This is a genomic window from Devosia sp. 67-54 (assembly GCF_001899075.1).
Taxonomy (GTDB): Bacteria; Pseudomonadota; Alphaproteobacteria; order Rhizobiales; family Devosiaceae; genus Devosia_A.
Window position 1 is genome coordinate 812,810 of the sequence record NZ_MKVA01000005.1, and the last position, 23,927, is coordinate 836,736.

General features: G+C 68.3%; 23 protein-coding genes. 5 read left to right on the forward strand and 18 right to left on the reverse strand.

Annotated elements, in window-relative coordinates:
* Position 1: 1 nt before the first annotated feature.
* The 12 genes from BGO82_RS09145 to BGO82_RS09200 form a co-directional block, all read right to left on the reverse strand.
* Positions 2-715, reverse strand: coding sequence for a fumarylacetoacetate hydrolase family protein (locus BGO82_RS09145; protein WP_291305246.1), 714 nt, complete (start codon positions 713-715; stop codon positions 2-4).
* 268 nt (positions 716-983) lie between these two features.
* Positions 984-2,255, reverse strand: coding sequence for a sugar ABC transporter permease (locus BGO82_RS09150; protein WP_291305247.1), 1,272 nt, complete (start codon positions 2,253-2,255; stop codon positions 984-986).
* Between the two features lie 17 nt (positions 2,256-2,272).
* On the reverse strand, positions 2,273-3,067 hold the full coding sequence (locus BGO82_RS09155; RefSeq protein ID WP_291305248.1) for an ATP-binding cassette domain-containing protein: 795 nt from the start codon (positions 3,065-3,067) through the stop codon (positions 2,273-2,275).
* An 80-nt stretch (positions 3,068-3,147) separates the two neighbouring features.
* Complete coding sequence (locus BGO82_RS09160; RefSeq protein ID WP_291305249.1) at positions 3,148-4,326, reverse strand: substrate-binding domain-containing protein; 1,179 nt, start codon at positions 4,324-4,326, stop codon at positions 3,148-3,150.
* A 235-nt stretch (positions 4,327-4,561) separates the two neighbouring features.
* A complete protein-coding gene (locus tag BGO82_RS09165) occupies positions 4,562-5,398 on the reverse strand; it encodes an MBL fold metallo-hydrolase (RefSeq protein WP_291305250.1) in 837 nt (278 codons plus the stop codon).
* Positions 5,398-6,174: a TatD family hydrolase gene (locus BGO82_RS09170; protein WP_291305251.1), complete on the reverse strand. Its 777-nt coding sequence runs from the start codon at positions 6,172-6,174 to the stop codon at positions 5,398-5,400. Before BGO82_RS09170 ends, BGO82_RS09165 begins: the two co-directional genes overlap by 1 nt.
* 1 nt (position 6,175) lies before the next feature.
* Positions 6,176-7,732: a methionine--tRNA ligase gene (gene metG, locus BGO82_RS09175; RefSeq protein ID WP_291305252.1), complete on the reverse strand. Its 1,557-nt coding sequence runs from the start codon at positions 7,730-7,732 to the stop codon at positions 6,176-6,178.
* Entirely contained in the window at positions 7,729-8,754 is a 1,026-nt protein-coding gene (locus BGO82_RS09180) for an AAA family ATPase (protein ID WP_291305253.1), read from the reverse strand. Before BGO82_RS09180 ends, metG begins: the two co-directional genes overlap by 4 nt.
* Positions 8,751-9,434 (reverse strand): dTMP kinase, encoded by a 684-nt coding sequence (gene tmk, locus BGO82_RS09185; RefSeq protein WP_291305254.1) that lies wholly within the window; start codon positions 9,432-9,434, stop codon positions 8,751-8,753. Before tmk ends, BGO82_RS09180 begins: the two co-directional genes overlap by 4 nt.
* Positions 9,434-10,591: a D-alanyl-D-alanine carboxypeptidase family protein gene (locus BGO82_RS09190; protein WP_291305255.1), complete on the reverse strand. Its 1,158-nt coding sequence runs from the start codon at positions 10,589-10,591 to the stop codon at positions 9,434-9,436. The genes tmk and BGO82_RS09190 overlap by 1 nt, the downstream gene beginning before the upstream one ends.
* Before the next feature lie 38 nt (positions 10,592-10,629).
* Entirely contained in the window at positions 10,630-11,697 is a 1,068-nt protein-coding gene (locus tag BGO82_RS09195; RefSeq protein WP_291305256.1) for a septal ring lytic transglycosylase RlpA family protein, read from the reverse strand.
* A 118-nt stretch (positions 11,698-11,815) separates the two neighbouring features.
* Positions 11,816-12,508, reverse strand: coding sequence for an alpha/beta hydrolase (locus tag BGO82_RS09200; protein ID WP_291305257.1), 693 nt, complete (start codon positions 12,506-12,508; stop codon positions 11,816-11,818).
* A gap of 162 nt (positions 12,509-12,670) precedes the next feature.
* Here BGO82_RS09200 and metH point away from each other — a divergent pair, with 162 nt between their 5' ends.
* On the forward strand, positions 12,671-16,396 hold the full coding sequence (gene metH / locus BGO82_RS09205) for a methionine synthase (RefSeq protein ID WP_291305258.1): 3,726 nt from the start codon (positions 12,671-12,673) through the stop codon (positions 16,394-16,396).
* The gene (locus BGO82_RS09210) at positions 16,393-16,758 is read left to right on the forward strand and encodes a hypothetical protein (RefSeq protein WP_291305259.1); all 366 of its coding nucleotides are present in this window, start codon (positions 16,393-16,395) and stop codon (positions 16,756-16,758) included. The genes metH and BGO82_RS09210 overlap by 4 nt, the downstream gene beginning before the upstream one ends.
* 19 nt (positions 16,759-16,777) lie before the next feature.
* Here the strand turns inward: BGO82_RS09210 and BGO82_RS09215 are convergent, their stop codons facing one another.
* From BGO82_RS09215 to BGO82_RS09235, 5 genes are all read right to left on the reverse strand, one after another.
* Positions 16,778-17,794 (reverse strand): GGDEF domain-containing protein, encoded by a 1,017-nt coding sequence (locus BGO82_RS09215; protein WP_291305260.1) that lies wholly within the window; start codon positions 17,792-17,794, stop codon positions 16,778-16,780.
* Between the two features lie 142 nt (positions 17,795-17,936).
* Complete coding sequence (locus BGO82_RS09220; protein ID WP_291305261.1) at positions 17,937-18,848, reverse strand: bifunctional methylenetetrahydrofolate dehydrogenase/methenyltetrahydrofolate cyclohydrolase; 912 nt, start codon at positions 18,846-18,848, stop codon at positions 17,937-17,939.
* A gap of 13 nt (positions 18,849-18,861) precedes the next feature.
* The gene (locus BGO82_RS09225) at positions 18,862-19,608 is read right to left on the reverse strand and encodes a 5-oxoprolinase subunit PxpA (protein WP_291305262.1); all 747 of its coding nucleotides are present in this window, start codon (positions 19,606-19,608) and stop codon (positions 18,862-18,864) included.
* Positions 19,605-20,474 carry a biotin-dependent carboxyltransferase family protein gene (locus BGO82_RS09230; RefSeq protein ID WP_291305263.1) on the reverse strand — a complete coding sequence of 290 codons (870 nt, stop codon included), beginning with the start codon at positions 20,472-20,474 and terminating at the stop codon, positions 19,605-19,607. The genes BGO82_RS09225 and BGO82_RS09230 overlap by 4 nt, the downstream gene beginning before the upstream one ends.
* Complete coding sequence (locus BGO82_RS09235; protein WP_291305264.1) at positions 20,471-21,118, reverse strand: carboxyltransferase domain-containing protein; 648 nt, start codon at positions 21,116-21,118, stop codon at positions 20,471-20,473. Before BGO82_RS09235 ends, BGO82_RS09230 begins: the two co-directional genes overlap by 4 nt.
* A 212-nt stretch (positions 21,119-21,330) precedes the next feature.
* Between BGO82_RS09235 and BGO82_RS09240 the strand changes: the two genes are divergently transcribed.
* A complete protein-coding gene (locus tag BGO82_RS09240) occupies positions 21,331-21,864 on the forward strand; it encodes a GNAT family protein (protein WP_291305265.1) in 534 nt (177 codons plus the stop codon).
* Between the two features lie 3 nt (positions 21,865-21,867).
* Here the strand turns inward: BGO82_RS09240 and BGO82_RS09245 are convergent, their stop codons facing one another.
* Complete coding sequence (locus BGO82_RS09245; RefSeq protein WP_291305266.1) at positions 21,868-22,446, reverse strand: mechanosensitive ion channel family protein; 579 nt, start codon at positions 22,444-22,446, stop codon at positions 21,868-21,870.
* Positions 22,447-22,567: 121 nt separating this feature from the next.
* Between BGO82_RS09245 and BGO82_RS09250 the strand changes: the two genes are divergently transcribed.
* The gene (locus BGO82_RS09250; protein WP_291305267.1) at positions 22,568-23,425 is read left to right on the forward strand and encodes an AraC family transcriptional regulator; all 858 of its coding nucleotides are present in this window, start codon (positions 22,568-22,570) and stop codon (positions 23,423-23,425) included.
* Between the two features lie 17 nt (positions 23,426-23,442).
* Positions 23,443-23,853: a DUF1801 domain-containing protein gene (locus BGO82_RS09255; protein ID WP_366246933.1), complete on the forward strand. Its 411-nt coding sequence runs from the start codon at positions 23,443-23,445 to the stop codon at positions 23,851-23,853.
* Positions 23,854-23,927 lie beyond the last annotated feature (74 nt).

The window sequence follows — 23,927 nt, forward strand, 5'->3', positions numbered from 1 at the left end:
CTCAGACAAGGTCGCACTCCACCACGTCGTCGCCCAGCCGGGCGACCGCATGCCCCGGACCATCGGTCAGCACCAGCCCGCACAGCGACCCGGTGGTGATGATGGTGCCGGCCTTGAGCGGCAGCTGCGGCAGTTGCGCCTTGGCATAGGCGACGACCGAGGCCAGCACGGTGCCGAAACCGTGCTTGGCGGGCGCCGCGTAGATCTGCTTGTCGGCGAACTCCAGCGTGACCGTCAGCCCGTCGATCGCATCCTTCAGGCGCCGCGGCTCGCCGCCGATCACATAGCCCAGCGCCGACATGTTGTCGGCGAGGCCGCCATTGACGCCGGCGGCAGTGCGATTGCTGAAGCGCGAGCCCACGACCTCGATGCCGGTGAAGTAGTGGTCCACCGCGGCGGCGACGTCGGTTTCCGGCCCGACATCCTTGCCGAGCACCAGGCCGACCTCGACCTCCAGGCCGAGCACGTTGGCAAGGGGCAGGCGCATGCCGCTGCGGCCGACATTGGCCCCATAGATCGGCGACGCGACCCCGGCGCCATCGGCCTGCACGGCGGTCTTCAGCATGCCCACCTTGGCGCCGACGGCGTCGAGCACACCGAGCTGGATGCGGTTGGCGGCGTCGCGACCCAGCGCGGCATAGGGAGCGGGATCGACAGTGTGCGTGCCGCGACGCTGCCCGTCGGCGAGCGCCGCGATCATTTCGGCTTCAGTCATGAAAAGGAGTCCGGACTCGGTTGAGAAGAGGCAGCAAGGTTAGCGCGCCGCCGCCGCAAAGACCAACCCGTCTTCCCACATCAGCGATTCGCATAATATATATTATGGAACTTGCGCCGACGCCGCTATGGCCGGAAATCCTTTGGACTTTAGGCGAAGTCGTCGGGCCGGCCCGCTCTGCGTCGCCGAAAGCCGCGCAGCAGTTTCGCCCCTCAGGCTGCGCGGCATGCGATCCGCCGGTGCGTTGCCGGCGGATCGTCGCAGTGTCTCAGCCGAGGCCGGACGATGCACGTCCGCGGCTGGCCAGCGCGTCGATGGTCACGGCGATGACGAGCACGATGCCGGTGACGACGTAGCGTGCCGCCGCCGACAGGCCCAGCAGGCCCATGCCGTTATCGATCGAGGCGATCACCAGGCCGCCGAGGATGGCGCTGATGGCGCGGCCGCGGCCGCCGAACAGGCTGGTGCCGCCGATCACCGCCGCGGCGATGCAGTACAAGACCAGCGTGCCGCCATCGAGGTTGGTGGACACTGAGCGCAGCCGCGAGGCGTAGATGATGCCCGCGACGCCGCCCATGAATCCGGCAATGGTGAACACCGTCACGCGGATACGGTTGACGCTGATGCCGGCGCGGCGCGCCGCTTCGGCATTGCCGCCGATGGCATAGACATAGACGCCGAACTTGGTGCGCTTGAGGATGGTGGTCCACAGCCAGGCGAAGCCGAAGACGATCAGCAGCACCCACGGCACGCCCTGGATGGAGATGGCGCCGCGGCCGCGGTCAATGTTGCAGAGCGCGATCACTACGATCCCAGCGACCACGATGCCGGCGACCTTCAGCACCAGCACGCTCACCGGCTCGGTCGCGTGCTTGCGGCGGCGGTAGCTCAGGATCATGTCACCACAGATCAAGACGACGAGAATGGCGCCGACGATCCACCCCGCCGTCGGCGTGAGCAGCCCGTTCGCCAGGTTGACGATCATCTGGTCGTTGATCGGAATGGTGCCGCCATTGCCCAGGATGATCAGCATCACGCCGTTCCAGGCCAGCAGGCCCGCGAGCGTCACGATGAACGACGGCAGGCCGATGGCGGTGATGATGATACCGTTGATGAAGCCGATCGCCGCGCCGCAAAGCAGCCCCGCGCCGACGCCGACATACCAGGGATAGGCGTCGTTGCCGAAGGTCAGCAGCGCCATCACCACGCCGGCCACGCCGCCGATGAAGCCGATCGACAGGTCGATTTCGCCGAGCAGCAGGATGAAGATCATGCCGAGCGAGAACAGCATGTAGACGGCGCCCTGCACCATCAGATTGACCAGGTTGCCCGGCGTCAGGAAGTTGCCGTTGAGGCTCTGGAAGATCACCGCGATGATGATGAGCCCGGCGATCACCGGCAGCGCGCCGGTGTCGCCGGCCCGCACACGGGCGAGCCAGTTGGCGAAATAGTCGCTGAAATTGCCGGTTGCCGGCACGATGGCCGGGATCGGCGCGGGGCCGGATCCAGTGGCCTGCGGCGCGGGATTGCTGTCGGTCATGAGGCCCCCTTCCCGGCTCAGACGGCGTTCGCGGCGTCGGCCGCGGGCGTTGCGGCGATGCCGGGGAAGCGCGTTCCCGAGCGTCCGACGGTGATCAGTTCGACCAGCTCGCGGCTCGACACGTCGGTCTTATCGGGCTGCGCCACCAGCACGCCGAGGCGCAGCACGGCGATCGAATCCGCCACCTTCAGCACGTCCTCGAGATTATGCGAAATGATGATCACGCCAAGCCCGCGGTCGGCCAGGCGGCGTACCAGCGCCAGCACCTGCGCGGTCTGCGCCACGCCAAGCGCGGCCGTCGGCTCGTCGAGCACCACCAGCTTGGAGTTCCACATCACCGCCTTGGCGACGGCGACCGACTGGCGCTGCCCGCCCGACAGGCTCGAGACCTGCTGGCGGATGGATTTGATGGTGGTGACGTTGAGCCCGGCCAGCGTCTCGCGCGCCAAATCCTCCATCGATTCCTCGTTGAGGAACGGACCGCTCATCCGCTCGCGGCCGAGGAACATGTTCTGGACGATGTCGAGATTGTTGGCGAGCGCCAGGTCCTGGTACACGAATTCGATGCCCAGGGCCGAGGCGGCCTTCGGGTTGGGAATGTTGACCTCTTTGCCTTCCCAGAAGATGGCGCCGCCATCGAGGCCATAGATGCCTGCAAGGCATTTGATCAGCGTGGTCTTGCCGGCGCCGTTGTCGCCGACCAGCGCCGTGACCTTGCCCGGATAGACGGTCATGTCGACGCCGCGCAGCACCTCCACGGCAGCGAAGTGCTTCTTGACACCTCGCAGTTCAAGCAAAGGAATGTCGGCCATGGCCCCCCCCGAAACTGGCTCAGACTAGCAAGCCGCCCGGCCTGTGACGAGCCGGGCGGCGCGGTCGCGGTTTCGGGACCTTACTTGATGCCGGCGTCGGCGCAGGGCTTGGCGAAATCGCCCGAGCAGAGCTGCGCCGGATCGATGAACTTGTCAGCGATCACGGTGGCCTGGATGTTGGACGCCGTCACCGATTGCGGCACCAGCAGCAGCGACGGAGTCTTGTGGTTCTGCGCGTCGACTTCGCCGTTCAGCAGCGCCGGGTCCGGCGTCTGGCCGGCACGGGCGAGGATGGCGAGGGTCGCAGCGCCCGCGACTTCCTCATAGATCGGCTTGTACACGGTCATGTACTGGTAGCCGGCGAGGATGTTCTGGATGCCCTGAAGCGTTGCGTCCTGCCCGGTGACCGGCACGGTCTTGGGCGGAACCTTGTTGTTCTTCAGGATCGAGATCGCCGACTGGCCGAGGCCGTCATTGGCCGCGAGCACCGCGTTGATCTCGGGGTGCGCCTGCAGCGCCTGCTCGAACATGGTGGCGCCCTGCTGGTTGTCCCAGTTGGGCACGCGGATGCGGCTCACCAGGGTCGCCTTCTTGGCGTCGTAGAGCGGCTGCAGCACGGAGTCGTAGCCCTGCTCGAACAGCGTGGCGTTGTTGTCGGTCGGCGAGCCGCCGAGCTCGAAGATCTTGGGGTCCTTGACGCCCCAATCCTTGATCGCGGCGACGAGGCCCTCGCCCTGCAGCTTGCCGACCGCCACGTTGTCGAACGACACGTAGTAGGCGGCATCGCCATTGAGCGTCAGGCGGTCATAGTCGATCGACACAATCCCCTGCGCCTTGGCGTTTGCCTGGATGGCAGCGGCCGAGCCGGAGTCGAGGTTGGCGATGACGAGGACCGAGGCGCCCTGCGTGATGGCCTGCTCGGCCTGGGTCTGCTGCGTCTGCGGCGAACCCTGGGCGTTGGTGATGATGTAGTCGTCCTTGCTCAGGCCGGCGGCCTTGAAGGCGGCTTCGAAGCCCGGCGCGTCGACGCCGGCCCAGCGGGCGCTGGACTGGGTGTCGGGCAGCAGCACGGCGATCTTGCCCTTGCCGGCCTTCACTGCGTCGGCGAGCACGGACAATTTGGCGAACGTCGCGTCCTGGCCGCCACCCGCGGCAAGGTCTGCCGCGGTCAGGCCGGCGGCGAACGCCCCACTGCCCGCGCTGAGCGATACGGTACCCGCCATCAGAGCAATAGCGGCAACTGTCGATAAGTAACGCATGAGTAATCCTCCCTGCTTTGCACAATTTCGGTCGTCTCGACCCGAGCGCAAAGCGTGGGGTGTTATCGGCGCTCCTTGCGGGGCCTGTCAACGCGTGGCGAGGAAAAATCTGTATCGATACAAATCTTCGTGTTCGTGACGATAACATCTTGAAACGCCTGAGTTTTGTCGCAAAACTTCAAATTGCTGCCAGTTTCCTCGCAGCGTGGTGCAAGCGCGAAAATGTGCACGTACCTCAGCTGGACGACAGAACCCGCCCCGAGGTGACATCGATGCGCAATCCATCATAGGCCGGCTGCACGTTGGCGGGCGTGATCCGCTCGGTTTCGCGGTAGTCGAGATCGATGTGCAAATTGGTCAGCACCGCCTGTCGCGGCCGGAAGCGGTCGACATGCTCGAGCGCTTCGGCGAGGCTCAGATGGCTCGGATGCGGCGCCGGCCGCAGGGCGTCCAGCACCCAGACGTCGAGGCCGGACACGGCGTCGCTCGACTCCGCGGGGATGCCGCTCAAATCGCAGGAATAGGCGAAATCGCCGATCCGGAAGCCGAGCGAGAAGATCTCGCCGTGCTCCTGCCGGAACGGCAGCACGTCGATGTCACCACCCGGTCCCGAAACCGTCAGCGGGACGCCGGCCGTAATGACGTTCTGGTTGAGGATGGGCGGGTAGCCGCTGCCCGGCGGCGCGGTGAAGCAGTAGCTGAACGACTGCACGATCCGCTGCCCGGCCTCGTGGCTGAAATAGACGTCGACGCGGCGGCGGTTGTTGAGCGCCAGCACGCGCAGATCGTCGATGCCGTGCGTGTGGTCGGCATGCTCGTGCGTGTAGAGCACGGCATCGACCCGATCGACCGCGGCGTCCAGCAATTGCTCGCGCAGGTCGCAGCCTGTGTCGATGACGATGCGGGTCGGCGGGCTGTCGCCGGTGCGGCCTTCGAGCAGCAGCGCGCAGCGCCGCCGCCGGTTGCGCGGATCGGTGGGGTCGCACGCCCCCCAGGCGCCGCCGATGCGCGGCACGCCGCCCGACGAGCCGCACCCCATGATGGTGGCGACGATGCTCTGCGCCCGCGCCATTACGCCGGCTTCGCCTTGGAGAACAGGCGGTAGAAATTTTCGGTCGTCACCCGTCCGATCTCGTCGAGCGGCACGCCGCGCAATTCCGCCAGTTTTTCGGCGGTATGCAGCACGAAGCCGGGCTCGTTGGTGCGGCCGCGATGCGGCACCGGGGCGAGGTAGGGCGCATCGGTCTCGACCAGGATGCGGTCGGCGGGCGCCAGCTTTGCGACGTCGTGGATGATGGGGGCGTTCTTGAAGGTGAGGATGCCGGAAAAGGAGATGTAGCCGCCCAGGGCGAGGCCGCGGCGCGCCAGATCCATGCCGGAGGAAAAGCAATGCAGAACAAAGGGAAAAGCGCCTTTCTCCATCTCTTCCTCGAGGATTGCGGCGACGTCGTCGTCGGCGTCGCGGGCGTGGATCACCAGCGGCAGCCTGGTGATTCTGGAGGCGGCGATGTGGCGGCGGAAACCGGTGGCCTGGGCGACCGGATCGCCCTCGTAGTGATAGTCGAGCCCGACCTCGCCAATGGCCACGCAGCAAGGGGTTTCGGCCAGCCGGACGAGGTCGTCGGTGGTGATATCGAGCTCCTCGTGGGCGTGATGCGGGTGGGTGCCGACGGAACACCACACCGTGACATCCTCGCTGGTTATCGCGCGTAGCTGCGCGAACTGCTTCACCCGGGTGGAGATGGTGACCACGCCGTCGACGCCATTGGCCTTGGCGCGCGCCAGGACGCCGGCGCGGTCGGCGGCGAGCTCGGGGAAATCCAGATGACAATGGCTGTCGATCAGCACTTCAGCCGGCCTTCACCTGCTCGAACTTCCTGAACACCGGCTCGGGCGGCGGCAGCCTGGTGCCGGCCGCAACGAAAAGGTCGGGATCGAGCGCGTGCTGCAGCAGCCGCTCGCCGGCCGGCACCGCCAGCAGGTCGAGCACCTTGGCCGCCGATTGCGGCACGAAGGGCTGCGCGGCGATGGCGCAGCGGCGCACCACGTCGGCTGTGGTGGCGAGGATCGCGCCCATGCGCGCGAGGTCGTCCTTCCTGCCCCACGGCGCCTGCTCGGCGAAATAGAGGTTGGCCGCGCTCAGCGCGCCGATCAGCTCGGTGGCCGCTTCGTGCAACTGCTCGGTGACCATCGCCTCTTCCATGCGCGAGACGGCGGCGATGGTTTCGGCGACGATCTTGCCGTCCTCGCCCGAGCCCTCCTGCCGCGGCGGCAGCTCGCCGCCGAAATTTTTGGCGATCATCGCCAGCGAGCGCTGCGCCAGATTGCCGAAATTGTTGGCGAGGTCGGCATTGTTGCGGTTGACGAACTTGTCGCGGCCCCAGTCGCCGTCCTGCCCCCACGACACTTCGCGCAAGAGGTAGTAGCGCACCGGATCGACGCCGAACTCGTCCACCAGCGCGAACGGATCGACGACGTTGCCCAGCGACTTCGACATCTTCTTGCCTTCCGACGTCAAGAAGCCGTGGGCGAAGACGCGCTTCTGCACCGGGATGCCGGCGCTCATCAGGAAGGCCGGCCAGTACACGGTGTGAAAGCGGATGATGTCCTTGCCGATCACGTGCAGGTCGGCCGGCCAGTATTTCTGGAACTGCGCGCCCTTGTCGTCGGGAAAGCCAACGCCGGTGATGTAGTTGGTGAGCGCGTCGATCCACACATACATCACGTGGCCCGGCGCGTTCGGCACCGGAATACCCCAGTCGAACGTCGTTCTGGAAATGGAGACGTCCTGCAGGCCGCGCTTGACAAAGGAGATGATCTCGTTGCGCCGCTCCGCCGGAGCGATGAAATCGGGCTGCTCCTCGTAGAGCTGCAGCAGCCGGTCCTGGTAGGCCGACAGGCGGAAGAAATAGCTGTCCTCCTCCACCCATTTCACTTCGGCGCCGGACGGCGCGAACTTCTTGCCGCCCTCCCCGTCGGTGAGCTCGTCCGCGTCGAAATACGCCTCGTCGCGCACCGAGTACCAGCCCTTGTAGGTGGACTGATAGATGTCGCCATTGTTGGCCGCCGCCATGCGCCGCCAGATCTCCTGGCTCGATCTGAAATGCCGTTCTTCGGTGGTGCGGATGAAGTCGGTGTTGGAGATGTCCAGCGTCTTCGCCAGCTCGCGGAAGCGCGCCGAATTGCGGTCGGCGAGCGCCCGCGTCGACAGCCCCTCGCGCTGCGCCGTCTGCACCATCTTGAGCCCGTGCTCGTCGGTGCCGGTGAGAAAGAACACGTCGCGCCCCTCGAGCCGGCGCCAGCGGGCGATCGCGTCGGTCGCGATCATCTCGTAGGCGTGCCCGATATGCGGCTCCCCGTTCGGATAGGCGATGGCAGTGGTGATGTAATAGGCGTTGCGGGTCATCGGACTGGGGCTGCGGCGAGATGGGTCTGGGCGTGCCGCCTGATCTCGTCGAAGATCGAGACCAGCGTCTGCCGCGCGTCGAGGTTGTACTCGTCGGCATCGGCAAAGGCGGCGGTGGCCTTGTCCCATAGCGCCGTGGCCGAGGCAAGCCGGGCATTTTGCCCGGAACCGGCGGCATTGCGGGCTTCGGCGGCGATCCAGTCGGCCAGCATCTCGCGGCCGAAGGCGAACGCCGCCCCGTCCTTGTCGGCCGCCAGCGCGTCGGCGATGCCCAGATACACCGCGGCGCCGCCGTTCGCGGGCCCGCGCAGCCAGCCCTGCAGCGCCGTGAGCCCGGCATTTTCGCCCAGCGCCAGCGCCTCGAAGCCGCGCCGCGGCCGGCCCGCGGCCAGTTCCACGGCATGCTCGACCCCCGGCCCCTCCCCCAGCACGCTGCGGACCTCGGCATCGGGCAGCGGCCGCAGCGCCACCTGCTGGCAGCGCGAGCGGATGGTGGGCAGCAGGCCGCCCGGCTTGTGCGAGACCAAGAGGAACAGCGTCTCGGGCGGCGGTTCCTCGAGAATCTTCAGCAGCGCGTTGGCCGAGGACGGGTTGCAGTCGTCGATCGAGTCCACGATGACGATGCGGAAGCCGGCGCGGCCGCGCGTCATCCGCGCCTCCTCGATCAGGCCGCGCACCTCCTCCACCCGGATGGCGGTGTAGAAGCCCTTGCCGGTGTCGCGCGGCGCCTTGCGCAGCACGCGCAAATTCGGATAGGCGCCGGCCGCCATCTGCGCCGCGACGTGCTCGGGGCTCTCGTCGCCGGTGCGGCCGAACACTTCGCGGGCAATGTCGAAGGCGAAGGTGGCCTTGCCGATACCGCGCGGGCCGTGCAGCAGCATGCCGCCCGGCAGCCGGGACGCCGCCAGCGCCGCCATGACCTTGGCGCGCGCCGCGGCGTGGCCGACCACGCTGGAACGGCTTTCCGGCAGCGGGACGCCGGCGAGCTGGTCGGGCTCGCGAAGATCGTCCTCGCCGCTCACGCCGTCTGCTCGACCCGCAGCTCGGGAAAGCGCCGCAGCAGCAGGTCCCAGATTTCCTGATGCAGCGCATCCTCGGACTGGTTGGCCGGGATCACCACGCAACGTTCGGCATTGCGCCGGGCAATGTCGAGGAAGGCGTCGCGCAGCCGGCGGTGCCAGTCGAGATCTTCCTTCTCGAAGCGGTCGCCGGTTTCGGCCAGCACGGCTTCGGTCTCGCGCGCCAGCACGCGGCGGAACGCCAGCTCCGGGTCCATGTCGAGGACGATGGTCAGGTCCGGCTTGTGGCCGTTGAGCGCCAGTTCCTCCAGCGCGTCGATGAGCTTGACGTCGACGCCGCCGGTCAGCCCCTGATAGGCGCGGGTCGAATCCGAGAAGCGGTCCGAGATCACCCAGCGCCCGGCCTCGAGATTGGGAGCAATGAGCTGGTTGACGTGGTCGAGCCGCGCCGCCGCGAACAGCACCGCCTCGGCGCCCGGTCCCCAGGCTTCCGAACGGCCCTGCAGGATGAAGGCGCGGACCGCCTCGGCCTTGGGCGTGCCGCCCGGCTCGCGCGTGCGCCTGGCCTCGATGGCGCGGTCGCCGAGCGCGGCCACGAGGCGCTTCACCTGGGTCGACTTGCCGACCCCTTCACCACCCTCGAACGTGATGAAGCGCGCGTCATGCGAAATATCGCCGGGCATCAGGGCAGCCAGCCGAGCAGCAATTGCTTGGCCGCATCGGTCGAGCGGCGGAACAGGTCGCCCTGGTCCACGGTCTCCTCGGCATAGAGCGGCGTGGTCTGCACCTCCTTGCCGTCGCAGAACACATGCAGCTTGCCGATCTCCTGGCCCTGCTGCACCGGCGGCCGCAGCGGGCCGCGATAGGTCACCGTCGCCGCCGGGCAGTTGCTCGAGCCCTTGGGCACGAACAGATCGATCTTGCCCTTGCCGATCATGCCGACGCTCGACTTCTCGCCGCCGAACACATTGGCGTAGGCCACCACCTTGCCTTCGCCATAGACCGGCAGCAGCTCGAAGCCGCGCATGCCCCAGGTGATCAGCTTGCGCGCCTCCTCGGCGCGTTCGCGCATGGTCTTGAGCCCGTGCAGCACGGCGATCAGCCGCCGCCCGTCATTGGGCGCCGACACCACCTCGCCATAGCCCGATTCCTCGGTGTGGCCGGTCTTGAGGCCGTCGACGCCGATGCCGACCTCGAGCAGCGAATTGCGGTTCGACTGCCGGATCTTGTTCCAGGTGAACTCCGGCATCGCGAAGATCGGATAGTATTCCGGGAAGGTCTTGATGATGTAGCGGCTGAGGATCGCGAGGTCGTGCGCCGTCGAATACTGGTCCGGGTCGGGCAGCCCGGTGGCGTTGACGAAGTTCGAATTGGTCAGCCCGATCTGCCTGGCGAGCTGGTTCTCGATCTTGGCGAAGGTCTGCTCGGTGCCGCCGATGCCCTCGGCCAGCGCGATCGCCGCGTCGTTGCCCGATTGCACGATGACGCCCTTGAGCAAATCCTCGACCCGGATCTTGGAGTTGAGCACCGCGAACATGGTCGAGCCGCCCGACGAGGCGCCGCCCTCGCGCCAGGCATGCTCGGAGATGAAGAACTCGTCGTTGAGGCTGAGCTTTTTCTGCTGCAGGTAGGTGAACACCACCGCCAGCGTCATCAGCTTGGCCATGCTGGCCGGCTCGAGGTGCTCGTCGGCGTTCTTGGCGTAGAGGATGGAGCCGGTCTCGTAGTCCATCAGCACGGCGAATTTCGCCTTGCTGTCGAACTCCTGCGCCCAGGCGGGCGCAACCAGGCCGATCGCCAAAATCCATGCCAGCAGGGTCAGGCCGAAGCGAAACCGCATGAGTCCAATCACTTACGCGCCGCCGCGGCGCAGTCCGACTAATAAAGAACTATGTCGGTGAGGCCAAGTTGTTGCGCAAGCGACAGGACATCGCTGCGCGCCACACCGGGCTTAAGATGGGTAAGTGTCAAGCGTGTGGCCGGCCGGGCGCCGGTCTGGACGACGTCCTCGTCCACGGCGCCGAGCATGGCAAACGATTCCTCGACCGAGAGCGCCGCCACCGGATCGCTGAAGGTGCCGAGCTCGAGCCTGATCTTGCGGGCGTCGTCGTCGACCGCCGCCTTCCAGTCGTCGAGCGCCGCGGCGCGGGTGGCCATGGCGCTGGCGGCGTCGACCGCGGCGTTGATGTCCCGGCCGCTCTGCGGCGTTTCGGCATAGCCGAACAGGCTGACGATGCCGCCGATCAGGCCGCCCGACAGCGGGTCGCGGTCGCGCGGGCCGGAGCGCGAGGATGCCCTGGGCGCCGTCTCCGCATAGGCGACGCGGATGTCGCCCCCGCCCTGCTGCTCGATCGGCGAGGTGGTGTTGAGCGAGGCCATCAGCATGCGGTTGTCGTCGCCGTTGAGCGGCGCCGGCCCGACATACTGAATCTGCACATGGGCGCTGCCCTTGTCGACGTAGCCGAGGAGCGAGGCCGCCTCGTAGCTCAGGTCGGCGACGCGGCCCTGCAGATACGGTCCGCGGTCGTTGATGCGGACCAGCACCGAGCGGCCGTTTTCGAGATTGGTGACGCGGGCATAGCTCGGGATCGGCAGCACCGGGCTCGCCGCGGTCAGGTAGTAGGCGCCGAAGATTTCGCCATTGGCGGTGCGGCGGCCGTGAAAATCCTGGCCGTACCAGGAGGCCTCGCCGGTCTCGACATAGCCCGGCCCGTCCACCGGCTTGTAGGTCTTGCCGCGCACGACATAGGGCGTTTCGGGCATCACCCGGCCGCCGCCGCGCGGCGGGTATTTCGCCGTGGTCACGCGCGGCGAGACGGCGACGCCGAACTCCTTGGAGGTGAAGGCGGCACGCTTGACGTGCCCATGGTTGGTCGCGCAGGCGGCGATCACCGGCGCCATCACGACAATCAGCGCCAGCAGGCGCCAGCCACGCAGACTCGACAACGACAACAACGCACCTCAACCCCGATCGAGGCGGTATTTTAGCAACACCGCCGGGACGTTCGCGGAACATCGGGGATCGTGGTTGCAGCCGGGTTAATTTGTGTCGAATTGCGCCGATCTAGCGCGTGGCCCAGGCGCGCAACGCGGCGTTGACCAGCTCGGGCTGCTCCAGCAGCGCCAGGTGGCCGGCGCGCGGGATGACCTCGAGCACGCTGCCGGCAATGCCCCGGTGCATGGTCTCGGCGGAGGCCGGCGGGGTGATCCGGTCGCCCTCCCCGACGATGATGGTGGTCGGCACGCGGATGGCGGCCAGCATCGGCCGCGAGTCCGGACGGGCGAGGATCGCCTGCTGCTGCCGCACATAGGCCCCGGGGCCGTTGGCCTCGGCCATGGTGCGGTGCAGCGAATAGAGCCGCGATTCGGCGACATTGTCGGGGTGCACGGAGTCGGGGAAGGACTGCTCGACCACCAGCGGGAACTTGCCGCCGCGGGCGAGCGCGGCACGCCGGCGGCGGGTGTCGGCGACGTCGGGCGGATCGGCTTCGGCGCGGGTGTCGATCAGCGCCAGCTTCAGCACGCGCTCCGGCGCCTGCCGCAGGATCTCGAAGGCGAGGTAGCCTCCCATCGAGAAGCCGCCGAGCGCAAACGCCGGCGGCGCGTCCTTGAGGATCGCGGCGGCGATCTGCGCCATGTCCTCGCCCGCGAGGTGGCAGGCAATGGTCACCGGGCCGTACTGCCACAGGGCAGCGGCGGCGGGCGCGTAGACGCGGGCATCGCAATTGAGGCCGGGAATGAGCAGGAACGGGGTCATGGGGTGCACACGCGAAAGACTGTTTCCGCCGTCCCGCTTAGCGCAAAAAACCGTGGCTTGTCCGGCCTCTGGCGTTGATATAAAGATATCTTTATATCCCGTGTCCTAGCGTTGACGCGCCGGCCGGGCCTATGAGGCCCGCCAAAGGGAACAGATTTCGCCATGACCAAGCCGCTGCCGCCCCATACCGATGCCCGCGCCGCCCTCACGGCCGCCGCGAGGGAGCGTATCCTCGTGCTCGACGGCGCGATGGGGACGATGATCCAGCAGCTCAAGCTGGACGAGGCCGGCTATCGCGGCGAGCGCTTCAGGGACTGGCACAAGGACGTGCGCGGCAACAACGATCTGCTGGTGCTCACCCTGCCCGAGGCGATCCGCGACATCCACCTCGAATACTTCCTCGCCGGTGCCGATATCTGCGAGACCAACACGTTCTCGTCGACCTCGATCGTGCAGGCGGACTACGGCATGGAGGGGCTCGCCTACGAGCTCAACGTCGCCGGCGCGACGCTGGCGCGCGAGGCGGCGCAGCTCGCCTTCGACAAGGACGGCCGGCGGCGGTTCGTCGCGGGCGCGCTCGGACCGCTCAACAAGACGGCGTCGATGTCGACCGACGTCAACAATCCGGGCCATCGCAACATCACCTTCGACCAGATCGCCGCCTCCTACACGGAAGCGATCAACGGCCTGATCGACGGCGGCGCCGATCTGCTGCTGTTCGAGACCATCACCGACACGCTCAACACCAAGGCCGGCATCTTCGCGGCGCAGCGCATCTTTGCCGAGCGCGGCTTCGAGCTGCCGATCATGATCTCGGGCACCATCACCGACCTTTCCGGCCGCACCCTCAGCGGGCAGACGCCGACGGCGTTCTGGTATTCGGTGCGGCATGCCAAGCCCTTCACCATCGGCCTCAATTGCGCGCTCGGCGCCAACGCCATGCGGCCGCACGTCGCCGAGCTCAGCGACGTCGCCGATACCTTCATCTGCGCCTACCCCAATGCCGGCCTGCCCAACGAATTCGGCGGCTATGACGAAACGCCCGAGTTCATGGCCCGCCAGATCGAGACGTTCGCGCGCGAAGGGCTGGTCAACATCGTCGGCGGCTGCTGCGGTACCACGCCCGACCACATCCGCGCCTTCGCCGAAGTCGCCGCCCGGCACAAGCCGCGCCAGGTGCCGCAGGTGCCGCGCCAGCTTCGCCTGTCCGGGCTCGAGCCGTTCACGCTGACGCCGGAGATTCCGTTCGTGAACGTCGGCGAGCGCACCAACGTCACCGGCTCCGCCCGCTTCCGCAAGCTGATCACCGCCGGCGACTACACCGCCGCGCTCGAGGTCGCCCGCGACCAGGTGCAGAACGGCGCGCAGGTGATCGACGTCAACATGGACGAAGGCCTGATCGATTCCGCCAAGGTGATGGTCGAGTTCCTCAACCTGCTCGCCGCCGAGCCGGACATCGCGCGCGTGCCGCTGATGATCGACAGCTCGAAATTCGAGGTGATCGAGGCCGGGCTGAAATGCGTGCAGGGCAAGCCGCTGGTCAACTCGATCTCGATGAAGGAGGGCGTCGACAAATTCCTCGAAGCCGCCCGGCTGGTGCGCGCCTACGGCGCCGCCGTGGTGGTGATGGCGTTCGACGAGCAGGGCCAGGCCGACACGCAGCAGCGCAAGATCGACATCTGCAGCCGCGCCTACAAGCTGCTGACCGAAGAGGTCGGCTTTCCGCCCGAGGACATCGTCTTCGACCCCAACATCTTCGCCGTCGCCACCGGCATCGACGAGCACCGGAACTATGGCGTCGACTTCATCGAGGCGACGCGCGCCATCCGGCAGACCCTGCCTTTCGTCCACATTTCGGGCGGCGTCTCCAACCTCAGCTTCTCGTTCCGCGGCAACGAGCCGGTACGCGAGGCGATGCATGCGGTGTTCCTCTACCACGCCATCCAGGCGGGCATGGACATGGGCATCGTCAATGCCGGCCAGCTCGCGGTGTATGAGAGCATCGACCCCGAGCTGCGGGAGGCCTGCGAGGATGTGATCCGCAACCGCCGCGCCGACGCCACCGAGCGCCTGCTCGACCTCGCCGAACGCTACAAGGGCGGCGCCGCGCAGGAGGGCAAGGCCAAGGACATGAGCTGGCGCGAAAAGCCGGTGGCCGAGCGCATCAGCCACGCCCTGGTCAACGGCATCACCGAATTCATCGACGAGGACACCGAGGCGGCGCGGATCGAGGCGGCGCGGCCGCTCGACGTCATCGAGGGGCCGCTGATGGCCGGCATGAGCGTCGTGGGCGACCTGTTCGGCTCGGGCAAGATGTTCCTGCCGCAGGTGGTCAAATCCGCCCGCGTGATGAAGCAGGCCGTGGCCAAGCTCCTGCCCTACATGGAGGCCGACAAGGACGGCGGCGGCGAGTTCAGGTCGGCCGGCAAGATCCTGATGGCCACCGTCAAGGGCGACGTGCACGACATCGGCAAGAACATCGTCGGCGTCGTCCTGAGCTGCAACAATTACGAGATCATCGACCTCGGCGTGATGGTGCCGACGCAGAAGATCCTCGATACGGCGCGCGCCGAAAAGGTGGACGCCATCGGGCTCAGCGGCCTCATCACCCCCTCGCTCGACGAGATGGTGCATGTCGCCGCCGAGATGGAGCGCGAGGGCTTCGACATCCCGCTGCTGATCGGCGGCGCCACCACCTCGCGCGTGCACACGGCGGTGAAGATCCATCCGCAATACACCAGCGGCCCGACCGTGCACGTCAACGACGCCAGCCGCGCCGTCGGCGTGGTCTCGGCGCTGCTCAGCAAGGAGCAGCGGCCGGCCTACGTCGCCGACGTGAAGGCCGAGTACGAAAAGGTGGCCCGGCGCCATGCCGAGGCGGAGGCCGAAAAGCAGCGCCTGCCGCTCGCCGCGGCGCGCGCCAACGCCTTCAAGACCGACTGGTCGGCCTATACGCCGCCCAAGCCGAGCTTCCTCGGCACGCGCGTGTTCGAGAGCTACGACCTCAACGAGCTGCATCGCTACATCGACTGGACGCCGTTCTTCCAGGCCTGGGAAATCCGCGGCCGCTACCCCGCCGTGCTCGACGATCCGGAACGCGGTCCGGCCGCCCGCCAGCTCTGGGAGGACGCGCAGGCGATGCTGCGCGAGGTGCTGCAGAAGAACTGGTTCCGGCCCAAGGCAGTGATCGGCTTCTGGCCGGCCAACAGCGTCGGCGACGACATCAGGCTCTATACCGACGACAGCCGCAGCGAGGAGCTCGCGACCTTCTATACGCTGCGCCAGCAGCTCGGAAAGCTCAAGGACAAGCCCAACCTCGCCCTCGCCGACTTCGTCGCGCCGGTTGGAACGCCGGACTATATCGGCGGCTTCGTGGTCACGGCCGGGCTCGAGGAGCACCTCATCGCCGAACGCTTCGAGCGCAAGAACGACGACTACTCCGCCATCGTCATCAAGGCGCTGGCCGACCGCTTCGCCGAGGCCTTCGCCGAAGCGATGCACGAGCGCGTGCGCAAGGAATTCTGGGGCTACGCCGCCGACGAGCACGCGACGCCGGACGAGCTGATCCTCGAAAAATACCGCGGCATCCGCCCCGCGCCCGGCTATCCGGCGCAGCCCGACCACACCGAAAAGACCACGCTGTTCCGGCTGCTCAACGCCCGGCAGCGGATCGGCGTCGAGCTCACCGAAGGCTATGCGATGTGGCCCGGCTCGTCGGTCTCCGGGCTCTATCTCAGCCACCCCGAGGCCTATTATTTCGGCGTCGCCAAGGTGGAGCGCGACCAGGTCGAGGACTACGCCAGACGCAAGGGCATGGCGGTGCGCGAGGTGGAACGCTGGCTCGGCCAGATCCTCAACTACACCCCGGCGACGGAGAAGGCGTCGTGATAGCGACGCCCTACGACCGGACCGCGTCGTCCATTCCCGTGACCGTCGTCACCAGCCCGGCGGGGCTGGGCGCCGTCGAGCCCGGCGCGCGCGTTCTGCATCTCGAGCCGGCGCTGCACGAGCACCAGCCGGGCAGCGAATGCGTCGCCTGCGCCGCCCGCGGCGACGTCCGGGCGCTGCTGTTCGACCTGCTGCAGAGAGCCCGCAGCGAGCAGCGGCCGCTGCTTTCGGTGGTGGTCGACGCCTCCGCCATCAAGGACAGCAAACCCATCATCGACCGGCTCGAGACCGGCACGGTGCCGGCCTTCGGCCTGCGCGACCACACGGTGCTGCGCAGCTTCCACCTGGCGCGGGTCATCTAGCGCGGTCGGGCGGCAGGCCTCAGGCCGCTTCCGCGAGGTCGACCACCACGCGGTTGCGTCCCTGGCGCTTGGCCGCATAGAGCGAGCGGTCGGCGCAATCGAGCAGGCTGCGCAGGCTGTCGCCCGGCCGGAACGGCGCCACGCCCACCGACACGGTGATGCCGCCCAGCGTTCCCGCCCCCAGCACGCCGCGCAGGTCGGCGTCGGCGATGGCGCTGCGGATGCGGTCGGCGACCACATTGGCGGTCGGCAGATCCGTCGCCGGCAGCACCACGAGGAATTCGTCGCCGCCCGGCCGGCCGACCACGTCGCCGCTTCGCGCCGACGCCAGCAGCGCCCGGCTCACGATGCGCAGCACCTCGTCGCCGACCTGATGGCCGTAGCGGTCGTTCAGCGATTTGAAATGATCGATGTCGATCACGGCGCAGGCGAGCGGCGCCCCCGAGGCGTGATGGGCCTTGATGGCGGCGCCCAGCGCCTGGTCGAGCCCGCCGCGATTGGCGAGGCCGGTCAGCGGGTCGCGCCGGACGCTTTCGCGCGAGCGTTCGATGTCCGCGCGGGTGCCGTCGAGCTCGGCCTGCGCCGCCTGCAGCTCGCCGACCAGCGTCACATTGGCCTGTCGCATGGCCTCGTGCGTCGCCTGCAGCCGCCCGACCCAGTCGCGCACCAGCCCGGTGTCGAGGGTCGGGGCGCCGAAATGCGCCGAGGCCTGTGCCAGCGATGCCGACTGTGCCGCCGAGGCGCGCACGCTTTGCGTCAGCAGCACGTCGAGCGTCTGCAGCCGCTCGGTGATGCGGGCGATCGCCCGCTCGACGGTTTCGTGCGACTCGTACGGCTCGACGAACTCGGCATAGAGCCGCTCGCCCACGGCGCTGCTGCCGCGGTCGCCTTCGGCCAGAATGTCGCGCACGCGCTCGGAGAACAGCCCCTGCACGCCCGACACGTAGTCGTAGAGCAGCTTGTAGAACGCCGGCTGCGGCGGCACCCGGGCGCGTTCGAGCAGCCCGATCACCGCCGCGCCCTGGCTCGCGCTCAAATCAATCGCCGTCAACGCCGCGGCCAAATTCTTCGCCCCCAGGCTCCCTTCTGGGAGCTCGCGGGTGCAGTGTGGACTCAAAGACGTTTCCGAACTGCTTACGCCGGCACCGGGAAAACACCGCGGCGGATGTCTGGCGGAGCTAAGGCGTCAGGTCGCGCGGCGGCGGCAAGCCATTGATCAGGCTGGCGGTGGTGACGGTATTGGCGAGCAGGCAGGCGATCGTCATCGGCCCGACGCCGCCCGGCACCGGCGTGATCCAGCCGGCCACCTCACGCGCCGCCTGGGTGTCGACGTCGCCGACGAGGCGGGTCTTGCCCTCGCCCTTGTCGGGCGCCGGCACGCGGTTGACGCCCACGTCGATCACCGCCGCGCCCGGCTTGATCCAGTCGCCCTTGATGATGTGCGGGCGGCCGACGGCGGCGACCACGATGTCGGCCTGCCGCACGATGCCCGGCAGGTCGGCGGTGCGCGAATGGGCGATGGTTACGGTGCAGTTCTCGCGCAGCAGCAATTGCGCCATCGGCTTGCCCACGAGGTTGGAGCGCCCGACCACCACCGCGTGCTTGCCGGCGAGGTTGCCGACGAAATCGCGCAGCAGCATCAGGCAGCCGAGCGGCGTGCAGCTCACCGGCCCGGGCAGGCCGATCTGCAGCTTGCCGACGCTGGCCGGGGTGAAGCAGTCGACGTCCTTGTCGGGCGAGATGGCGAGAATGACCCTGGTCGGGTCGATCTGCCGGGGCAGCGGCAATTGCACGAGAATGCCGTGGATGTTCGGATCGCCGTTGAGCCGGTCGACCAGCGCCAGCAGCTCGCCCTCCGAGGTGGTCTCGGGCAGTTCGTACTTTTCCGAATGCATGCCGGCTTCGACGGTCTGCCTGGCCTTGTTGGCGACGTAGATCTCGCTCGCCGGATCGTGCCCGACGATCACCACGGCGAGGCCGGGGGTGACGCCGTGCTCGGCCTTGAGCCGGGCCACGTGCCCGGCAATGCGGGCCCGGAGGCCCTCGGCATAGGATTTTCCGTCGATGATCTGGGCTGCGGTCGCTGTCATGGGCGCGGCTATTTCACACTACCGGCCGTATCTCAACCCCCGCGGCGGCGAGCCCGGCCCTGACAGCGCGCGCGATCTCGACCGCGTCGGGCGTATCGCCGTGGATGCACAGCGATTTCGCGGTGGTGGCGATCACCCCGCCGTCGACGCCGACGATCTCGCCGCGCTCGGCCAGCCGCACCGCCCGTGCGGCGATCGCCGCCTTGTCGTGCAATACCGCGCCCGGCATCTGCCGCGGCACCAGCAGGCCGTTTGGCTGGTAGGCCCGGTCGGCATAGGCCTCGCGGATGGTCGTGAAGCCCAGCGCCTCGGCCACTTCCGACTGCGCCGAATTGTCGATGGCGAGGATGGCCATGCCGCTCACCAGCCCTTCCACCGCGGCAAAGCAGAGCGCGGCAACCGCCGGCTCCTCGGCGGCCATGTTGGCCAGCGCGCCGTGCAGCTTGACGTAGCGCACCGGCCAGCCCTCCTCCTCGCCCAGCTCCACCAGCCGGCGCACCTGCGCCCGGATGGCGGCGTCGAGCTCCTCGGGCGGCAGCACCATGCGGGTCCGGCCGAAATTGGCGCGGTCGGGAAAGCCCGGATGCGCCCCGACCACGACGCCGCGCGCCCTGGCGGCACGCAGCGCCGCCCGCATGCTGTCGTCGTCGCCGGCGTGACCGCCGCAGGCGATATTGGCCGACGACACGATGTCGAGCATCGCCTCGTCGTCGCCGACGCCCTCGCCGAGATCGGCGTTGAGATCGAGGCTGGCGGTCATCGTGCGTGCTCCAAAGTCACCGGCCGGAACCGGATTTCGGCCCCCGGCCGCAATTGCGCGAAGCGGTCGAGATCGGCGCTGACCACGGTGGCGATGCGCGGATAGCCGCCGGTCGGCTGGTGGTCGCGCATCAGCACGATGGGCGTGCCGTCGCCGAGGATCTGGATGTCTCCCGGCACGATGGCGTCCGAGACGAGGCTCAGCCGCCGCTGCGCGCGGAACACGCCGTCGGGGTCGGCCAGCCGCACGCCCATGCGGTCGAGACTGGGCGAAATCGCGAACCGGCCGCCGGCAAAGGCAGCGCGCACCGGGGCGTCGAACAGCTCGGCATGCAGCCCCCACAGCACGCGGATCGGCCCCTCGCCCGCCACCGCATTTGCAGCCACGGCCGCCGCGCCCTCGCCGCCGAAGGCGATGCGGTCGCCGGCCCGGAGCGCCCTGCCCTTGAAGCCGCCGAGCCCGACCGTGAGGTTGGTCGCCCGGCTGCCGAGCAGCGGCGGCACCTCGATCTCGCGGTCGAAGCGCAGATAGCCGTAATTGCCCGCCGGCCCCGGCGTCACCTCCACCACGTCGCCGGCCTCGAGCGCCAGCCGCCCCGGCCAGTCTCGCGCCTTGCCGTTGACGCTGAGCCCGAACGTCCCGCCGGCGCAGCCCAGATGCAGCGGCCCCTCGGCGCGAAAGGCGAGGCCGGCCGCCGTGATCTCGATGCCGGTCGCGCCGGCCCGCTCGAGCTGCGCCCCGGCCGCGGCGAAGGCGCCGCGATCCATCGGACCGGAGGCGCTGATGCCGTGCGCCAGCATGCCGAAGCGGCCGGCATCCTGCAGCGTCGCCAGCGGCCCGGCGCGGGTGATGGTGAGGGCGCTCACGCCGCTCTCCGGAACTGCACCAGATCCCCTGCCGCGAGCCGCGTCGGCGGCAGCTTTCGTGGATCGAAATTCTGGAACGCCGTCCGCCCGAGAATGTGCCAGCCGGTGCGGATCGGCGTCGCCGCGATCGCCGTCTGTCCGGCCGCGAACAGCACCGTGCCCGCCGGCACCAGCGGCCGTACCGCCTCGCGCCGCGGCAGCAGCAGCGCCGCGTCGTGGAAGCCGCAATAGACGAAGCCGGGCGCAAACCCGGTCGCCAGCACCCGCAGCGGCTGCGCATTGTGCCGCGCGACGAACGACGCCGGCGTCAGCCGAAGCGCCGCCGCCACCTCGGCCAGATCCTCGCCGTCGAAGCTCACGGCGATCTCATGCCGCGCCGGCGGCGCCGCAATCTCGGGCCCCCCCAGCCGCAGCATCACCTCGCGCCGGACCGTCTCGAGACTGCTCCCCTGCTCCACCCGCAACAGCACCGACACCAGCCCCGGCGCCATTTCGGCGACGCCCGGCACCGGCTCCGCGGCCAGGCGCCGCGCCAGGGCGATCGCCGCCCGGTTGGCCGCCTCCGACAGCGTCTCGGCAAATCGCACCAGCAGCGCCCGGTCGCCGAGCGGCAGCAATGTGGGCTTGAGCTCAGGGGTCACCACGATATGGCGCCCGCGCCGCGCGCGCTCAGGTCCACAAGATCGGCAACGGAAGGCATCGGCGGCAATTCTCGGACGGGCAACGCCGGTGCATATTGCCGAGCCGCCCGCGGCGGTGCAAGGAACGCCGACGCGGCGCGACGGGCGGAGCCCGGAGACGCGGAACAGCACGTGCCGCACGAACGTCCGGCTCGCTTCACCACAGGGAGCCCTCGATGGACGTCATTGAAACCGACCGCCTGGTCCTCAGAAACTTCCGCAAGGACGACGCCGCCGATCTCTTCGCCTATCTGCACGACCCCGTGGCGAGCTGCTTTTTCTCCTTAAGGCTCGAGGACATGCGCGCGGCGGAAGCAGAGGCGGAAACGCGCAGCCAAAGCGACGAGTACATCGCCGTATGCCTGAAGGACACCGGCCGGCTGATCGGCGACCTGTTCGCCGTGCCGGAAGACGAAACGGACACCTGGTCGGTCGGCTGGAACTTCAACCCGGCCGTCGCCGGCGCCGGCTTTGCGTCCGAAGCGGCGCGCGCCCTGTTCGACTACCTGTTCGGGGTCAAACAGGGGCGCCGCCTCTACGCCTATGTGGAAGACCACAACCTCGCCTCGCAGCGCCTGTGCGAGCGGCTGGGAATGCGGCGGGAGGGGCTGTTCAAGGAGTTCGTGTCGTTCCGCACGGACGATGCCGGCGCGCCCATCTACGAGAACACGATGCAGTACGCCATCCTGCGCAAGGAATGGGCGGCCTGACCGTCAGCCGCTGCCCTGGGCGCCGCTTCCCGGCGCGGCAGGCGGATTGCCCGTACCGGGCACGAGCTTGATCATCGTCTGCTGCGCCATGGTGCCGTTCGCGATGACGATCTGGCGGCCGTCGTCCGTCCGGAGCACCGTGTAGCCGAGCGAGATGTCCTCGACCTCGCCGATCTCGAACGCGTGCTGCGTGGGGGCGGCGACCTGCACGCGATCGCCGCGGCGGAACGGCTTGTACAGGACCAGGCTTATGCCCGCGATGAGGTTGCCCAGCGTGGTCTGTGCCGCAAAGCCGACGATCACCGACGCCAGGCTGACGCCGGCGAGCAGCGCCGTCCCGAGGCGGTTGAGCGCCGGGATGAGATGCGCATAGAGCGTCGCGAGGACGATCCAGATCACCAGGATCGTCAGGTGACTGAGGAAGGACAGCGTGATCTGGTCGATCCGGTCCGAACGATCGTAGCGCAGCGCCTCACGAAACAGCCGCCGCACCAGCGCCGACAGGACAAGCCCAACCAGGGCGAACAAGCCGCCGAGCAGCAAGGCGCCGGTGATCTGGTGCGGATCGAGCAATTGCGACATCGGTCAAGCCTCGCGGGTCGGGCGGTCTGTCCACGGCAGCATTGTGCGGCAATCGGGAGACTCCGCAAGATTTGTCGGCTCGCCCCGTGCCATCGTGCTCATGCATCGGAACTGGACGGCCATGAACACATCGAAAGCACCAATTGCATATCAGACCCGACTGAACCGGGTTATCGACCACATCTACGACCATCTGGACGACGACATCCGCTTCGACGATCTGGCGGAAATCGCCTGCCTGTCACCCTGGCACTGGCATAGGGTCTATACCGCCATGCGCGGTGAAACCATCACCGAGACGATCCGCCGGCTTCGGCTGTCGCGCGCAGCCGAGCGGCTGGCGAACTCGGACCTGGCCCTCGACGCGATCGCCCGACGTGCCGGCTACAGTTCGGCCGACGCCTTCGGACGGGCGTTCAAGGACGCCTACGGCAAGAGCCCGGCCGACTACCGCGAATCCGGCAGCCATGCGGCGTTCAGGGCCGCCCTGCTGGCGGAGGACGGCGCGGGGTTTCCGGTTTCGATGGAGACGCTCGCTCCGATCCGCTGCGTGAGCATCGCCCATGCCGGCTCCTACATGCAGATCGACCGCGCGATGGGACGGCTGTTCAGCGCGCTTGCCGCCCAGGACGCCGTGGCGCCGGATCGGCGGATGATGGCCGTGTTCTATGACGACCCCGACCTCGTGCCGGTCGAGGACCTGCGGTCACGCGCGTGTTCCCCGGTTGCCGATGGCGTCGCGCTGGCGCCGCCGATCGAGGAGGCGATGCTCCGCGGCGGGCTTTATGCGCGGCTGCGCTACCAGGGCCCCTATGCCGACATGAAAGGCGCGTATCGCTGGCTGCTCGGCGTGTGGCTGCCGCAATCCGGCCACGAGCCGGACGATGCCCCGATGTTCGAAGCTTATCTCAACAGCCCGCAGCAGGTCGCGCCGAACGCGCTCGTCACCGACATCCACCTGCCGCTGCGGGCATCGTGATGCGCGGCGCTCCGGCAGTGCCGATCATCCCCGCGGAGGTCGCGTCGGCCTTCGCGGCGTTCCCGGAGCCGGTCCGCGCGCAGCTCCTCGAGGTGCGGCGGTTGATCTTCGCGACAGCCGCTGAAACCGGCGGCGTCGAGCCGCTGACCGAGACGCTGAAATGGGGGGAGCCCGCCTATCTCACCGAAGCAACGGGAAGCGGCAGCACGATCCGGCTCGGCCTGCCGGCATCGACCGAGGGCATGGGGGCAGTGCTGTTCAACTGCCGCACACCCCTGGTCGAGACGTTTCGCGCGCAGTTCGCCGAGGCATTCGTCTTTCAGGGCAACAGGGCTCTTCTGCTCGATCCATCCGCTCCGCTGCCGACCGAACAGCTTTCGATGTGCCTGGCCATGGCGCTGACCTATCATCGGCGGCGCGCGGCATGATCCGGTCCGGTTGTTCGAACGCCGCCAGCGTTCGAGCCAGTGCCTCGGTCGGCTGTCGATCGGAGGCGTGCGGC

Excerpts from the sequence above, each read along its gene's own strand:
- BGO82_RS09145 (WP_291305246.1), bottom strand. The coding sequence starts at position 715 with ATGACTGAAGCCGAAATGATCGCGGCGCTCGCCGACGGGCAGCGTCGC.
- BGO82_RS09150 (WP_291305247.1), bottom strand. The coding sequence starts at position 2,255 with ATGACCGACAGCAATCCCGCGCCGCAGGCCACTGGATCCGGCCCCGCG.
- BGO82_RS09155 (WP_291305248.1), bottom strand. The coding sequence starts at position 3,067 with ATGGCCGACATTCCTTTGCTTGAACTGCGAGGTGTCAAGAAGCACTTC.
- BGO82_RS09160 (WP_291305249.1), bottom strand. The coding sequence starts at position 4,326 with ATGCGTTACTTATCGACAGTTGCCGCTATTGCTCTGATGGCGGGTACC.
- BGO82_RS09165 (WP_291305250.1), bottom strand. The coding sequence starts at position 5,398 with ATGGCGCGGGCGCAGAGCATCGTCGCCACCATCATGGGGTGCGGCTCG.
- metG (WP_291305252.1), bottom strand. The coding sequence starts at position 7,732 with ATGACCCGCAACGCCTATTACATCACCACTGCCATCGCCTATCCGAAC.
- tmk (WP_291305254.1), bottom strand. The coding sequence starts at position 9,434 with ATGCCCGGCGATATTTCGCATGACGCGCGCTTCATCACGTTCGAGGGT.
- BGO82_RS09190 (WP_291305255.1), bottom strand. The coding sequence starts at position 10,591 with ATGCGGTTTCGCTTCGGCCTGACCCTGCTGGCATGGATTTTGGCGATC.
- BGO82_RS09200 (WP_291305257.1), bottom strand. The coding sequence starts at position 12,508 with ATGACCCCGTTCCTGCTCATTCCCGGCCTCAATTGCGATGCCCGCGTC.
- metH (WP_291305258.1), top strand. The coding sequence starts at position 12,671 with ATGACCAAGCCGCTGCCGCCCCATACCGATGCCCGCGCCGCCCTCACG.
- BGO82_RS09220 (WP_291305261.1), bottom strand. The coding sequence starts at position 18,848 with ATGACAGCGACCGCAGCCCAGATCATCGACGGAAAATCCTATGCCGAG.
- BGO82_RS09225 (WP_291305262.1), bottom strand. The coding sequence starts at position 19,608 with ATGACCGCCAGCCTCGATCTCAACGCCGATCTCGGCGAGGGCGTCGGC.
- BGO82_RS09240 (WP_291305265.1), top strand. The coding sequence starts at position 21,331 with ATGGACGTCATTGAAACCGACCGCCTGGTCCTCAGAAACTTCCGCAAG.
- BGO82_RS09245 (WP_291305266.1), bottom strand. The coding sequence starts at position 22,446 with ATGTCGCAATTGCTCGATCCGCACCAGATCACCGGCGCCTTGCTGCTC.
- BGO82_RS09250 (WP_291305267.1), top strand. The coding sequence starts at position 22,568 with ATGAACACATCGAAAGCACCAATTGCATATCAGACCCGACTGAACCGG.